Source organism: Buchnera aphidicola (Melaphis rhois) (assembly GCF_005080745.1).
Lineage (GTDB): Bacteria > Pseudomonadota > Gammaproteobacteria > Enterobacterales > Enterobacteriaceae > Buchnera_B > Buchnera_B aphidicola_AT.
The window spans coordinates 326,404-341,631 of record NZ_CP033004.1 but is presented as its reverse complement, the minus strand read 5'-3'; the positions used below and the strand labels follow the sequence as shown (position 1 = coordinate 341,631).

Annotated in this window: 12 protein-coding genes; 7 read left to right on the top strand and 5 right to left on the bottom strand. The window is 25.5% G+C overall.

The window, feature by feature from the left end:
* The first annotated feature begins 239 nt into the window (after nucleotides 1–239).
* The 6 genes from lolA (at nucleotide 240) to tpiA (ending at nucleotide 8,178) form a co-directional block, all read left to right on the top strand.
* Entirely contained in the window at nucleotides 240–857 is a 618-nt protein-coding gene (gene lolA, locus D9V73_RS01480) for an outer membrane lipoprotein chaperone LolA (protein ID WP_187307814.1), read from the top strand.
* A gap of 114 nt (nucleotides 858–971) precedes the next feature.
* Nucleotides 972–2,264, top strand: a complete 1,293-nt coding sequence (serS, locus tag D9V73_RS01475; RefSeq protein WP_158336515.1) for a serine--tRNA ligase — start codon at nucleotides 972–974, stop codon at nucleotides 2,262–2,264.
* 73 nt (nucleotides 2,265–2,337) lie between these two features.
* Complete coding sequence (gene serC / locus D9V73_RS01470; protein ID WP_158336514.1) at nucleotides 2,338–3,432, top strand: 3-phosphoserine/phosphohydroxythreonine transaminase; 1,095 nt, start codon at nucleotides 2,338–2,340, stop codon at nucleotides 3,430–3,432.
* A gap of 78 nt (nucleotides 3,433–3,510) precedes the next feature.
* The gene (gene aroA, locus D9V73_RS01465; protein WP_158336513.1) at nucleotides 3,511–4,791 is read left to right on the top strand and encodes a 3-phosphoshikimate 1-carboxyvinyltransferase; all 1,281 of its coding nucleotides are present in this window, start codon (nucleotides 3,511–3,513) and stop codon (nucleotides 4,789–4,791) included.
* Nucleotides 4,792–5,458: 667 nt separating this feature from the next.
* A complete protein-coding gene (rpsA, locus tag D9V73_RS01460) occupies nucleotides 5,459–7,135 on the top strand; it encodes a 30S ribosomal protein S1 (RefSeq protein ID WP_158336512.1) in 1,677 nt (558 codons plus the stop codon).
* 278 nt (nucleotides 7,136–7,413) lie between these two features.
* Entirely contained in the window at nucleotides 7,414–8,178 is a 765-nt protein-coding gene (tpiA, locus tag D9V73_RS01455; protein ID WP_158336511.1) for a triose-phosphate isomerase, read from the top strand.
* 11 nt (nucleotides 8,179–8,189) lie between these two features.
* Here the strand turns inward: tpiA and D9V73_RS01450 are convergent, their stop codons facing one another.
* The 3 genes from D9V73_RS01450 to gpmA all read right to left on the bottom strand — a co-directional run bounded on the left by D9V73_RS01450 (nucleotide 8,190) and on the right by gpmA (nucleotide 10,920).
* Nucleotides 8,190–8,990, bottom strand: a complete 801-nt coding sequence (locus D9V73_RS01450; protein WP_158336510.1) for an MIP/aquaporin family protein — start codon at nucleotides 8,988–8,990, stop codon at nucleotides 8,190–8,192.
* 93 nt (nucleotides 8,991–9,083) lie between these two features.
* Nucleotides 9,084–10,046 (bottom strand): 6-phosphofructokinase, encoded by a 963-nt coding sequence (gene pfkA / locus D9V73_RS01445; RefSeq protein ID WP_158336509.1) that lies wholly within the window; start codon nucleotides 10,044–10,046, stop codon nucleotides 9,084–9,086.
* A gap of 181 nt (nucleotides 10,047–10,227) precedes the next feature.
* Nucleotides 10,228–10,920 carry a 2,3-diphosphoglycerate-dependent phosphoglycerate mutase gene (gene gpmA, locus D9V73_RS01440; protein ID WP_158336508.1) on the bottom strand — a complete coding sequence of 231 codons (693 nt, stop codon included), beginning with the start codon at nucleotides 10,918–10,920 and terminating at the stop codon, nucleotides 10,228–10,230.
* 716 nt (nucleotides 10,921–11,636) lie between these two features.
* On the opposite strand from gpmA, the gene pal reads away from it, so the two are divergent.
* The gene (gene pal / locus D9V73_RS01435) at nucleotides 11,637–12,131 is read left to right on the top strand and encodes a peptidoglycan-associated lipoprotein Pal (protein ID WP_158336507.1); all 495 of its coding nucleotides are present in this window, start codon (nucleotides 11,637–11,639) and stop codon (nucleotides 12,129–12,131) included.
* A gap of 83 nt (nucleotides 12,132–12,214) precedes the next feature.
* Here pal and sucB read toward each other — a convergent pair whose 3' ends face one another.
* Both sucB and D9V73_RS01425 read right to left on the bottom strand, forming a co-directional pair.
* Nucleotides 12,215–13,435, bottom strand: coding sequence for a dihydrolipoyllysine-residue succinyltransferase (gene sucB, locus D9V73_RS01430; protein ID WP_158336506.1), 1,221 nt, complete (start codon nucleotides 13,433–13,435; stop codon nucleotides 12,215–12,217).
* A 13-nt stretch (nucleotides 13,436–13,448) separates the two neighbouring features.
* Nucleotides 13,449–15,228 (bottom strand): 2-oxoglutarate dehydrogenase E1 component (locus D9V73_RS01425; RefSeq protein WP_261979137.1); only part of this gene is annotated, 1,780 nt, incomplete at its 5' end.

Here is a 15,228-nt window from a genome sequence, read left to right as displayed (position 1 = left end):
CATTAATAATTTACTATTTATGTTGAATAAAAGTGGATTTTATCCAATTATTTTACCATATAAAATAGTTAATAAAGTAAAATAAAGAGTTAATATCATTTTATTATCAATATTTAAGTATTAAATTCAGTAACTAATATGAAATATTAATCTGTTTTTAAATAAATATTATAAATATATTTTTTGTATATAATATATATTATATCATACATGATAAAATATATTATTAGGATCAAATAGTGAATATAATAATAAAAACGTTGATTAAATGTTTATTTTTTTTTAATTTAATACAAATTCATGATTTATCAGCACAAAATATAACATTTAAAAATAGAATTGCTAAAATACATGATTTTTACTCGAATTTTAGACAACAAATTATTGATAAATCAGGAGAAATTATTCAGTCTGGAATTGGAGAAATTAAAATAAAAAAAGTTGGATTATTTAATTGGCATTTAATGTATCCTAATGAAATCAAAATTATTTCTAATTCAAAAACGATATGGTTTCATGATTATTTGACTAATCAAGTAAATATTTTTTTTTCTAAAGACATAATTAAAGATACTCCCTGTGTTTTATTTACTAACAAAAATAGCAAGCTCTTTAAGAAATATGACATTTTTAAAAAACAAGATTATTTTTTGTTATTTCCAAAAGATAATACAACAGTTAAATATTATTCTATTTGTATTAATAGTAATGGAATAATTAAAAAGATTGAACTTGTTGAAAAAAGTGGATTTAAAAATATCGTTTATTTTTTTGGACAAAAATTACAAAAATTTAATTATGATCAATTCATTTTTACATCTTCTCCAGGTTTAACGATAGACGATAAAAGATATTAGAAATATAATAAATTAACATTAATCAAAATATAAGTTTATTAATATTTGATTTGAATTAATATTAACTTATTTAAGAAAATATAATTTTCATTAAAATACATAATTAATATAAACATGCTAAACATTAAATTACTACGTAATGATATTAATAATATCGCACAAAAATTAGAAAAAAGAGGGTTTTTTTTAGATACAAAACAGTTTATTGCTTTAGAAAAAAAACGAAAAGCTTTACAAATAAAATCTGAAAATTTACAATCACAACGTAATAAGCTTTCAAATCTTATAAGAGATAAAAAAAATAATAGTCAGGATTTTTCTAATTTAAAAAGAAAAGTAGATATTGTTATTAACGAATTAATTCATTCTAAAAAACAATTAAAAAATTTATTAGAGCAAATAAATATTTTTTTAACTTATATTCCGAACATTCCTGATGATTCTGTTCCAAATGGACTTGAAAGCAAAAATAATCAAGTAATGAATCATTGGGGATCTATACGCAACTTTTCTTTCCAAATAAAAGATCATGTTGAATTAGGACATAAATTAGGTGGTTTTGACTGGATTTCATCAGCTAAAATATCTGGATCTAGATTTGTTGTTATGAAAGGTAATATTGCTTTGTTGCATCGCGCATTAGGACAATTCATGATTGACATACATACTACACAACATGGATATTTAGAAACTTATGTTCCTTATTTAGTATCTGAAAGTAGCATGTATGGTACAGGTCAACTACCAAAATTTAGTACAGATTTATTTTATGTACAATCACGGTCTAATCACACTAAAAATAATAATTACATATTAATACCAACAGCTGAAGTACCATTAACTAATTTATTTCGAGATTGCATATTAAAAGAGAATCAGTTACCGGTCATGTTAGTAGCTAATACTCCTTGTTTTCGATCAGAATCTTCGTCATATGGACGTGATATGAAAGGTTTAATTAGAATGCACCAATTTGAAAAAGTTGAAATAGTTCAAATTGTACATCCTGATAATTCTATGGAAAGATTAGAAAAACTAACAACTCATGCAGAAAACATATTAACGTTATTAGAATTACCATATCGAAAAGTGTTGCTTTGTTCAGGGGATACAAGTTTTTCATCTTCAAAAACTTATGATTTAGAAGTATGGTTTCCATCACAAAATTCATATCGAGAAATATCTTCTTGTTCTAATATGTTAGATTTCCAAACACGTCGTATAAATGCACGATTTCGTTCAAAAATTAACAATAAAAATCATTTTTTACATACTATTAATGGATCTGGGCTAGCTATCAGTAGAACATTAGCTGCAATTTTAGAAAATTATCAACAGTCTGATGGACGAATAGAAGTACCTAAAGTATTACAAAACGATTATATGAAAGGATTAAAATTTTTATAACTAAAGAATTATTGATCAATTATTCAGTTATTTAGGTATATGCAATTAAAAATTAACCATTGTTAGGTAATACATGGACAAAAATAAAATTTATAATTTTAGTGCAGGTCCTGCTATGTTACCAATAGAAGTTTTAAAAAAAGCACGATTAGAACTATGTAATTGGAAAAATTCAGGCAAGTCTGTAATGGAAATTAGTCACAGAAGTAAAGAATTTACATTAATATTGGAAGAACTAGAATGCAATATACGTAGTTTGTTAAATATTCCTTCACACTACAAAGTATTATTTTGTCATGGCGGGGCACGAGGACAATTTTCTGCTATACCTATAAATTTGTTAAGAAATAATTTATATCCAGATTATATTAACAGTGGATATTGGTCATATAGCGCAGCTATGGAAAGTAAAAAATATTGTATTCCTAATATTATTAATGTTAGACAAATATTAAATAAAAAAAACTGTATATTTCCTATGAAAGATTGGAAAATAAATAATAAAAATGCATATCTTCATTATTGTCCTAATGAAACGATCGAAGGGATTGCTATTTACGAAGAACCAAAATTTGATGATAATATTATTGTAATAGGTGATTTTTCATCAACACTTTTTTCTCGGACTATACATCTTGAAAAATATAGTGTTATTTATGCTAGTTCACAAAAAAATATAGGTCCGGCTGGAGTAACTATAGTAATCATACGTCAAGATTTGTTAGGAAAATCAAGAAATATATGTCCTTCCATTTTAAATTATGAAATATTATTTAAAAATAACTCGATGTTTAATACACCTGCTACTTTTTCTTTATATTTATCTGGTTTGGTATTAAAATGGCTTAAAAAATTAGGTGGATTAAAAAAAATAGAAAAAATTAACAAAAAAAAAGCAAAATTATTGTATAACACGATAGATAGTACAAACTTTTATATTAATGATGTAGCTAGTTATAATCGTTCACTGATGAATGTTACGTTTACCATTACAGATAATAATCTTCATAAATTGTTTTTAAAAAAATCTCATGAGTTCGGTTTGCATTATTTAAATGGGCATAGTGCTGTGGGAGGGTTACGAGCTTCTATTTATAATGCTATGCCAATAGAAGGTGTAATATCTTTAACGAATTTTATGAAAAATTTTGAAAAAGAACACGGTTAATTTAAAAAACAATATTTTAAAATATTTTACATATTTTATTATAAAGTCATTTAAGTAATTATTTTAGAGAGATGTATAATGCAAAATTCTTTAACACTCAATCCTATTTCATTTATTAATGGAACAGTTCATTTACCAGGATCGAAAAGCATTTCTAATCGGGTATTATTGTTATCAGCTATTTCAAAGGGGACTACATACTTACATAATTTATTATTTAGTGATGATACTAAATATATGTTAAATACACTAAGAATTTTTGGAATAAACATTGTTTTGTCCAATAATAATACTGTATGCAGAATTAAAGGACAAGCTAAACCTTTATATATTGAAAAAAAAACTTCATTATTTTTAGGTAACGCAGGTACTGCTATGCGACCATTATCTGCAATATTATCATTAAGTAATAATGATATATTATTAACAGGTGATGATAGAATGAAGGAAAGACCTATAAAACATTTAGTTAATGCCTTAAGGCAAGGTGGAGCTAATATCAAATATTCTGAAACAAATAATTATCCTCCTATTCATATACAAGGTGGGTTTTCTGGAGGAAATATAACAATTAACGGTTCAATTTCTAGTCAGTTTTTAACAGCTTTACTTATTGCATCACCTCTTGCTATTATAGATTCAAAAATTACGATAAAAGGTAATTTAGTATCTAAACCATATATAGATATGACTCTTAAATTAATTAGTCAATTTGGAATAAACATAATAAATGACTCCTATAATTGTTTTTATATTAAAGGACGGCAGCAGTATCAATCACCTGGTGATTATTTCATAGAAGGGGATGCATCGTCTGCTTCTTATTTTCTTGCTGCAGCTGCAATTAAAGGAGGATCAGTATGCGTTACGGGTATTGGAGAAAATAGTATTCAAGGAGATGTGAAGTTTTCAAGTATACTTAAAAAAATGGGTGCATTCATTACTGTAGGTAATAACTTTATTTGTTGTAAAAAAGGAACATTATATGGTATTGATTTAGATATGAATGATATTCCTGATGCCGCTATGACCGTTGCTATGGTTGCATTATTTTCTATTGGAGAGACCATTATTCGAAATATTTATAATTGGAGAGTGAAAGAAACTGATAGATTATCAGCCATGTCTGCAGAACTAAGAAAAATAGGAGCTATAGTAAATGAAGGAAATGATTTTATTCACATTATTCCACCTAAAAAATTTTTTTATGCTAATATCAATACTTATAATGATCACCGAATAGCTATGTGTTTCTCTTTAATAGCATTATCCAATGTAAAAGTGACTCTCTTAAATCCAAATTGTGTAAACAAAACATTCCCACATTATTTTAAAGAACTACATTGTATTAGTTTTTAAGATATTTTCTTAATTATTTAAAATATATTTTAAACAAATATTAAAAAAATGCATTTTAATGAAATTCTATATAAAATATATAATATTTCTATGTATACTTAAATACTAAAAGTAAATAATAAAATATTTTTAAATCACCTTGAAACTAAAGTTTTTATAAAACATTCTTGTTATTACAAAATAGCTTATGTATTTCAAAATAAACTTTTTTAATATTATGTAAATAAAAGTTCTAAAATAATTAATTTTATATTTTAAATTTGAGATAATATTGCTTTATAATTATACAATATATGCATATCGATTATATTTATTTTAAATGTAATCATTTTTACAAATTATTTAATATAACAATATTAAAATCAACGATTTTATATAATATTAACAAAATAATAAAATTATAATTCGATTACTTTAAATTATAAATAATTATCATGATTAAAATATAATAATATTAACCTCAGTTTCTAAAAAAATGTTATCATAATAAACTTCTATTTGTATGAGTGAATGGTATTTCAAACATATTACATATTATAAGAATATTAAATAACATTAAATATATCAACGAATCTATGAAATGGACATTATAGAATATATAAAACAAACACTATTTTTTTTGAATATAAATCATAGATGTTTTTAACCGTATTTGAAGGTCATAATTATGACTGAATCGTTTGCTCAATTATTTGAAGAGTCTTTAAAAGAAGTCGAAACTAAGCCAGGATCAATTGTTCGAGGTAATGTTGTTGCTATAACTAAAGATTTTGTACTAGTTGATGCTGGGTTAAAATCTGAATCATCCATTCCAATAGAACAATTTAAAAATTCTAAATCAGATATAGAAGTTAAAGTAGGAGATTACGTTGACGTTGTTTTAGATGCTATTGAAGATGGATTCGGAGAAACGATTTTATCACGTGAAAAAGCTAAACGTCATGAAGCTTGGTTAATATTAGAACAAGCACATAAAGACTCTACAACAGTTCTTGGAGTAATTAATGGAAAGGTAAAAGGTGGCTTTACTGTAGAATTAGATGATATACGAGCATTTTTACCTGGTTCTTTAGTAGATGTACGTCCTATACGAGATGCAAATCATTTAGAAGGTAAAGAATTAGAGTTTAAAGTTATTAAACTAGATCAAAAACGAAATAATGTTGTTGTATCTCGTCGCGCGGTTATCGAGTTAGAACATAGTGCAGAACGTAGTTTATTACTTAAGAATTTACAAGAAGGTATTGAATTGACAGGAATAGTTAAAAATCTTACTGATTACGGAGCTTTTGTAGACTTAGGAGGTGTTGATGGATTACTACACATTACTGATATGGCATGGAAAAGAGTAAAGCATCCTAATGAAGTTGTCAATATAGGTGATGAAATAAGAGTAAAAGTACTAAAATTTGATCGGGAAAAAATAAGAGTGTCGTTAGGATTAAAACAATTAGGTGATGATCCATGGACAGAAATTGCAAAAAGATATCCAGAAGGTACTAAATTAACTGGAAGAGTTACTAATTTAACAGATTATGGATGTTTTGTAGAAATTAAAGAGGGTGTAGAAGGCTTAGTACACGTTTCAGAAATGGATTGGACTAATAAAAACATTCATCCATCTAAAGTTGTAAATATCAATTCTCTTGTAGAAGTAATGGTATTAGATATTGATGAAGAAAAAAGACGTATTTCTTTAGGACTAAAACAATGTACGGAAAATCCATGGAAAAAATTTTCAGATATAAATAGCAAAGGAAACAAAGTACATGGAAAAATAAAATCTATCACTGATTTTGGAATTTTTATTGGTCTATATGGTGGTATTGATGGATTAGTACATTTATCTGATATATCTTGGACTGTACCGGGAGAAGAAGCAGTTAAAAAATATAAAAAAGGTGATGATATTTCGGCTGTAGTTTTACAGGTTGATTCTGAACGAGAACGTATTTCTCTTGGAATTAAACAATTAGAAGAAGATCCTTTTAATCAGTACATTCTTAATCATAAAAAAGATAGCATAGTTTCTGGAATTGTAAAAAAAATAGATAGCAAAATTATTACGATTAGGTTATCTGAATTTATCGAAGGATATATTAAAGTTTCAGAATTGCCTTGTGAGAACCTTGATAGTTTATTGCCGAAATTCATCATTGGAACAAAAATAAATATTAAATTAAGTAATCTAGATCGAAAAAATAGAACAATTTATTTGTCTTCTATATTTAACACGTCGTTAGAAAAAACACGTAATATTGAAGAACAAGATAATAAAAAAGAAAACGAAAATCCTTCAAATGCTATGACTGAAGCTTTTAAAGCCGCTAAAAGTGCTGATTAATGCCACATAACGTTACATTTAAAATGTGATAATAACGATTATATAGTTGAAATGATAATAAAATATCTTAAAAATCAATTTCTAATACTTAATTGTTAATTGACTTATAACTGAATTATACAAAAATTAAAATAATTATTGAAGTTATAATATTTTTAAAATTTTATAAATGCACTGATAAAAATTGTAAAAATTAAAGTTATAACGTCTAATGCTAAGTTACTAATTAATAATTTTGTTTTTGGTAACTTAGTTAAAATATTGAATAAGGTTTAATTATGAATAAAAAAATTATTATAGCTAATTGGAAGTTAAATGGAAGTATACAATTATTACAAAATCTTTTAAAACCTATATCTGATTTTGTAAAAATGAATCATATTTCTTCAAAAGTAATTATTGCTCCTCCTTCGGTATATTTGAATCAAGCATATAACATAGTTTTAAATACAAATGTTATAATTGGAGCTCAAAATGTAGACGTTAATTCGTTTGGTGCGTTCACTGGAGAAATCTCTGTTAATATGTTAAAAGACATTAATATAAGATACGTTATTGTCGGACATTCCGAAAGAAGATTACATCATCAAGAAAATAATATTTTAATTGCAAAAAAATTTGAAGTAGTTAAACATGCTAAATTAATTCCAATATTATGTATTGGAGAAACAGATAAAGATTACAACCTTTATACAACACAAAGAGTATGTCAAAAACAAATAGATATCATTTTTGATTTATTAGGTGAAACAGCATTTTGCAATACTATTATTGCTTATGAACCTATTTGGGCTATTGGATCTAAAAAAATACCATCACTTAATTATATACAAGATATGTGCTGTTTTATAAAAGATTATATTTTAAAACAACAAAATATAAACAAAAAATCTTTTTTTATTCAATATGGTGGTTCTGTAAACGAAAATAATATCCAACAACTATGTAAAATTCCTGACGTTGATGGATTTCTAATAGGTTCGGTATCATTGTCACTTAACAAGTTTTTAAAAATACTCAAAACAATATCTATAGATAAATAAATTTATGTCTTTTATTTATTATAATGTATTTTAATATATTTGTAAAAATATACAGAAGTTACGGAACCTATTGCTGTACCTAAAATAGGTATAATAAAATAAGCTATATTTATTCCATTAGTAAGTACTATTTTATTCCATCCTGACAGATAAATAAAAATACGAGAACCAAAATCATGTGCAGGATTTAATGTAAAGTTTGTCAATGGGAAAACAATGATGTTTATTATACATACTAATATACCTATTAATATAGGAGAAATAGTTACCTTAAAATTGAAATAGTTTTCATTATCGTTTAAAATAATGATTATAAAAACGAATACAAAAGTAATTAAAATTTCTATTATAAAAATTTTTATTATTCCGAAATCTTTGTTCGAAAAAAAAGAAAGTATAGAGTCAGAGTTAATACTATTACAATGACCTCTAAAAATTTTATTTTTTTCTTCAAATATTATTATCGAATTATAATATAATTTATAAGTAATAACTGAAAAAAAAAATGATCCCAAGATTTGGGATGTAATATAAGGTATCACTTTTTTTTTATTAAAATTAAACAACAAAAAAAATGCTACAGTAATTACTGGATTCAAATGTACTTCAGATCCAGATATTAATAGACTAATATATATTGCTATACAAGTACTTAATCCTAATATGATACTAACTTTCCATAAGCTATTATATTCATTTGTTAATTTTAATGATGCAGAACAGCTAGAATTAAAAAAAATCATTAATCCTGTACCAAGAAATTCAGAAATGCATTGTGATAGCAATAAAGTATTTTTCTTAAAATAACTCATTTTAAAATTCCTATGGTATAGGATTAAATTTAAAATTAATTAACTTACAGTATATACAAAAGATATGTTCATTATGTTTTATAATTAATATTATTAATATAATTTTTTAGCAGTAATTAACCAATCAAATTTAAACGGTCGTTTCATATTTTCAAGTGCATCAGTAATATCATGATTTACCATTTTTTCGTTTCTTATACCAACACATTGTCCTTGATATCCTAGTAATAATAATTCTACGGCATATTCACCCATTCTAGAAGCTAAAATTCGATCGAATGCTCTAGGTGCACCCCCCCTTTGTATATGACCTAAAATAGTTGCTCGTGTTTCTCTCTTAGTTTCGTGTTGGATGTGTTGTGCTAATTTTTCTACATCACAAATGCATTCAGTAATGGCTACTATAGCATGTTTTTTACCCTTTTTTATTCCTGCTTTAATTTCTTTTATTAGTTCTTGTTGTACATATTTAATTTCAGGTAATACTATAAATTCACATCCTCCTGCTATAGCTGCAGCTAATGTTAAATCTCCACAAGTTCGTCCCATTACCTCAACTATTGAAATTCGTTGATGAGAAGATGACGTATCTCTTAATCGGTCAATAGCTTCTACTACTGTTTCTAGTGCTGTAAAATATCCTATTGTATAATCAGTCCCTGCTACATCGTTGTCAATAGTTCCTGGTATACTAATGCAAGGAAAACCCATTTCTGTTAACTTTTTTGCACCCATATATGAACCGTCTCCTCCAATTACTACTAAGACATCTATTTTACGTTTTTTCATATTTTGAATAGATATTGATCTTATGTTTTCTTTTAAAAAATTAGGAAAACGTGTAGATCCAAGGAAAGTACCACCTCTATTGATTATATCAGAAACACTATATCGATCTAAACTAGTCATTTTATCTTCATATAAACCGAGATATCCATCATGTATTCCAAGTATTCTCAAGTTTTTACTCAACGCAGTTCTTACCACAGCTCTTATTGCTGCATTCATTCCAGGAGAATCACCACCACTCGTCAATACACCGATTGTTTTAATCATATTATTCTCTAAAGTTATTATTTTAAAAATATATATGGAAATATAACAATATTTAAATTGGCATTAAAATTAACAATATTAAAATATATATAGTATCAAGATGAGTTTTCTAATTTGTTACTTTTATAAACGTAATCTCATAATATTATTATATTTCTTAATACTGATTAATAACAAATAGTTATAGATAATAATATCGTATAGGTTCGAAATAATTGTTGAATTCGTAAACTATTGGAGTACCAGTATCAACATCTAATTTTATGATATCTTTATCATCAATATTACTCAAATATTTCATTAATGCACGAAGTGAATTTCCATGAGCAGTTATTATAATTTTGTTTTGTTTTTTTAAACTAGGAAAAATAACTTTTTTCCAAAAAGGAATAACTCGTTCCGAAGTAGATTTTAAACTTTCAGATAATGGAATATCATTAATGTGTATAGAAGAATATTTAGGATCTAATGCTAATATTTTTCTTTCTTCTAAGCTTATTTGAGGAGGAGAAATGTGAAACCCTCTTCTCCATTGTTGTACTTGTACTTTTCCATATTTTTTAATAACATTGTCTTTGTCTAATCCCTGCAAAGCTCCATAATGACGTTCGTTCAAGCGCCATGATTTTTTTACTGGAATCCATGATTGATTGAGATATTTTATTATTATCCATAAGGTATGAATAGATCTTTTTAGAACAGAAGTATATGCATAAGTAAAACTAAATCCATTTGATTTTAATAATTTAGCACATTTTGTTGCTTCAATAATGCCTGTTTCAGATAAATCTATATCTTTCCAACCAGTAAATTTATTTAATTTATTCCATTTGCTTTCACCATGTCGCATTAAAATGAGTTTGTATATTTTCATAATAATTTTACCTTATAATTATCGTATTTTATGAATGCTTAATTTATTTTAAAAATTTTATAAAATTACAATTTACTAAGATATAAGTACATTGATCAAATTTATGTAATATTTATTAGTGTTTCTATTTACAGAATATTTGTTTATGACGTTATAAATTTAAAATTTCATGCTTTAATAAAATCAGAATTTCTATAATTTGTTTTAAATACTTAAATATATTTATTAAATTATTTTATATAATTATCGTTAAGAATATGTTTTTGTTGTATGATTTATCCACTCTTAGATATTTAACTTAAGTAACTTTTGCTATTTTTATGATATATTAACTAAATTAGGATTCTTGTTTTAATTTACTATTTGATAAGACATCTTTCAAAAAACTAAAAAAAGTATTACTATTTGTACGATCAGGTTAACAAAATATAGTGTAATGTTTCCATTTGATATAGAAGGTATAATTTACTATATACAAAAATTACGATATATCGCATTATTTAAAACAATTATATTTAAACATATAAAGTATATTTAGATTTTTTAATAGTTATAAGATTAATATATTAGATATTAAGACAATGAATGCTAATATTAAAATAACATCACTAATAACATCTCGAAATTTCAGAATTACAAATGCTCATCTTAAAATCTTTAGAACATATAATTATAAAATAATAATATAAAAACATATTAAATCATAGGATATATAAATGAAATTGAATAGAATATTAAAGACAATAATTTTTATTTTTCCAATAATAGCAATGTTTTCGTGTAGTTTTCAGAAAGATAAGATAAATAAAAACATTTCTAATAAAGATACTCAAGTAATAGATACTAAATTAGACACAGATTCTAATGAAAACTTAGATATATTGAAACAAGACAATGTCGTTTATTTTGACTTCAATAAATATAATATTAACGCAAAGTTTGCTAAAACTTTAAATAATATTGCTACATTTTTATATGAACACCCTGATGTAAATATTGTTATTGAAGGACATACAGATAAAAGAGGATCAGAACAATATAATATCAGATTAGGACAACATCGAGCTGATGCAGTAAAATTGTATTTACAGAGCAAAGGAATACTTTCTAAACAAATTTCTACTATATCATACGGTTCAGACAAACCAGCTGAAATAGGAGATAAAGAGGATTCTTATTCTAAAAATCGTCGAGCTGTCATAGCGTATTAGTAAACATAGTTTATATATTGGTGCTAAGGTTTATCATAGCACCAAAAATTTTATTTTTTAAAATTAAATTTAAAACAATAAAATTATATATTTAATATAATTCGATTGAAATCTTCTAATAGTTCTTTTATTCTCATTAAAAATCCTACTGATTCTTTTCCGTCTATTAACCGATGATCATATGTAAGTGCTAAATACATCATAGGAAGTATTTTTATACAACCTTTTACTACTATTGGTCGTTCTTTAATAGTATGCATACCTAAAATTGCTGATTGAGGCGGATTAATTAATGGGGTGGAAAATAAAGACCCAAAAATTCCACCATTAGTAATGGTAAAGTTTCCACCTCTTAATTGATCAATAGTTAATTTAGAATTGCGTCCTTGCGTAGCGAGAATTTTAATTTCTTGCTCAATTTCTGACATGCTCATCAAATCTGCGTTTTTTAATACTGGAGCTATTAATCCACGAGGTGTAGAAATAGCAATATTGATATCAAAATATTTATAGTAAATAATGTCGTCTTGATCAATTGTAGCATTGATTTCAGGAAAAGCTTTTAAAGCTTCTATTACTGCTTTTACATAAAACGACATTAAACCTAACTTAACATTATATTTTTTTTCAAATAGTTTTCCATATTCCCTTCTTAAATTTAAAATTGGTTCCATATTAACTTCATTAAAAGTAGTTAAAGAAGCTGAATTATTTTTTGCTTCTAACAATCTTTCAGCAATTTTTTTTCTCAATGAAGTCATTTTTACACGTTCAATTTTTCGATTTCTATCATTATTTTTTATTTCTTGTCTATTTTTATGATCATGTATACTGTTTATATCAGTATTTTTAATATTTTTATTTACATATTGCATTACATCTTCACGCGTAATACGACCTTTTGTTCCAGTACCTTGAATATGAACATTTTTCAAATTATATGTAGATATTAATCGTCTGATCATAGGTGTAAAATGCTTTACAGATGGATTAAATATCGTATTGTTTTCAAAAATTTCATTTTTACTTTTTTGGTAATGGGTTGATACATTATTTTTTTCAGGAGATGGGATCAATTCTCCTATAATTTGTCCCGAAGTCACCTTTTGTCCTGTTTGCACAATAATATTTTTTAGTGTCCCATCGAAAGGTGATGGTATTTCTAGAACTACTTTGTCAGTTTCAATTTCGACTAATATATCGTTTTCTTTTAAAAAATCACCAGGTTTTTTTAACCAAGATATAATTGTTGCTTCAGTAACTGATTCAGGAAGGTTGGGAACAAGAATATTAACTATATTCATTATTATCTCTTATTTAACTTACATTTAAAGCATCGTTAACTAATCTTTGTTGTTGTTTTTTGTGAATACTAATATATCCAGTAGCTGTAGATGAAGATTCAGGACGTCCCACATAATTTAAACGAGATTGTTTAGGTAATATCTTTTTTAAATGATATTGGCTATAAAACCAAGCACCTTGGTTAAAAGGTTCTTCTTGACACCATATGAAGTCACTGATATGTAAATAAGATTGCAATATTACAGATAGTGTATGACTAGGAAATGGATATAATTGTTCTATTCTTAAAATTGTTATATTATTTTGCTGATTTTTACGACGTTGATTTAATAAATCGTAATATACTTTTCCAGAGCAAAAAATTATTCTTTTTACTATTTTAGTATCTATGTTATCAATTTCATTTATAACTTCTTGAAAAGTATTTCCCCAAAATTCCAATAAAGGTGAAGAAGACAATGGATGACGTAAAAGAGACTTTGGTGTCATAATAATTAAAGGCTTTTTTATAAAATGAAAGGATTGCCTACATAACAAATGATACATTTGAGAAGCTGTTGTTGGTATACAAATTTGTATATTATTTTCAGCAGATAACTGAAGGTATCTTTCTAATCTAGCAGAAGAATGTTCTGGTCCTTGACCTTCATACCCATGAGGTAGCAGCATTACTAAATTACATGTTACACCCCATTTTTGTTCGCTAGAACAGATAAATTGGTCAATAACAATTTGAGCTCCATTTGCAAAATCTCCAAATTGAGCTTCCCAAATAGTCAATGTATTGTTTTGACTGATAGAATATCCATATTCGAAGGCTAAAACAGCTTCTTCTGACAACGTAGAATCCCAAATATAAAATTTTCCTTGTTCAGAATGTATATGTTGTAAAGGAATGTATAACGAACCATTTTTTTGATCATAAATCGTAGCGTGTCTATGAGAAAATGTACCTCTTCCCACATCTTCTCCAGACAACCTACAAGAAATTCCTTGATTTAATAAAGAAGCATATGCTAATGTTTCTGCTGCACCCCAATCTAAAAGTTTGTTTTCATTCACCATTTTTAGTCTATTTTTATATATTTTTAGAACTTGATCATGTACAGAAATATTAGATGGAATAATATTAATTTTTTTCGCCAGTTCTTTTAATTTTTTTTCGGAAATATTTTTAGTTACTTGTATAGGGTTAGTATAAATATTATTATCATATAATATGTTCTTGCGTATTTCTTGTGTCTTATTTATATATTCTAAATATCTTTCATCAAGACTTTTTTTATATTTTGTAACGTTATCGTTTAAATATTCATGATGAATTATATTTTTTTTTATTAATTGTTTGCTATAAATCTTACAAATAGTAGGATGCTTTTTAATTTTTGAATACATTATTGGCTGTGTGATATAGGGATCGTCTATTTCATTATGTCCGTGACGTCTATAACAAATAAGATCTATAAATACATCTTTTTGAAAATTATTTTTAAAATCTAAAGCTAATCGTATTACAAATAATATTGCTTCTGGATCGTCTGAGTTAACATGAAATATAGGAGAATCAATCATTTTAGCAATATCAGTACAATATTTGCTACTTCTCATATCTTTTAAATTAGAAGTAGTAAACCCAATTTGGTTATTTAACACTATGTGAATAGTACCATTTATTTTATATCCTCTTGTTTGAGACATATTTAATGTTTCTTGTACTATTCCTTGTCCTGAAATGGCTGAATCTCCATGAATTAATAAAGCTAAAATACTTTGTTTATTATGTTCATAAATA

Coding starts and splice junctions, on each gene's coding strand:
- rpsA (WP_158336512.1), top strand. CDS start 5,459: ATGACTGAATCGTTTGCTCAATTATTTGAAGAGTCTTTAAAAGAAGTC.
- tpiA (WP_158336511.1), top strand. CDS start 7,414: ATGAATAAAAAAATTATTATAGCTAATTGGAAGTTAAATGGAAGTATA.
- serC (WP_158336514.1), top strand. CDS start 2,338: ATGGACAAAAATAAAATTTATAATTTTAGTGCAGGTCCTGCTATGTTA.
- serS (WP_158336515.1), top strand. CDS start 972: ATGCTAAACATTAAATTACTACGTAATGATATTAATAATATCGCACAA.
- gpmA (WP_158336508.1), bottom strand. CDS start 10,920: ATGAAAATATACAAACTCATTTTAATGCGACATGGTGAAAGCAAATGG.
- pfkA (WP_158336509.1), bottom strand. CDS start 10,046: ATGATTAAAACAATCGGTGTATTGACGAGTGGTGGTGATTCTCCTGGA.
- pal (WP_158336507.1), top strand. CDS start 11,637: ATGAAATTGAATAGAATATTAAAGACAATAATTTTTATTTTTCCAATA.
- sucB (WP_158336506.1), bottom strand. CDS start 13,435: ATGAATATAGTTAATATTCTTGTTCCCAACCTTCCTGAATCAGTTACT.
- D9V73_RS01450 (WP_158336510.1), bottom strand. CDS start 8,990: ATGAGTTATTTTAAGAAAAATACTTTATTGCTATCACAATGCATTTCT.
- aroA (WP_158336513.1), top strand. CDS start 3,511: ATGCAAAATTCTTTAACACTCAATCCTATTTCATTTATTAATGGAACA.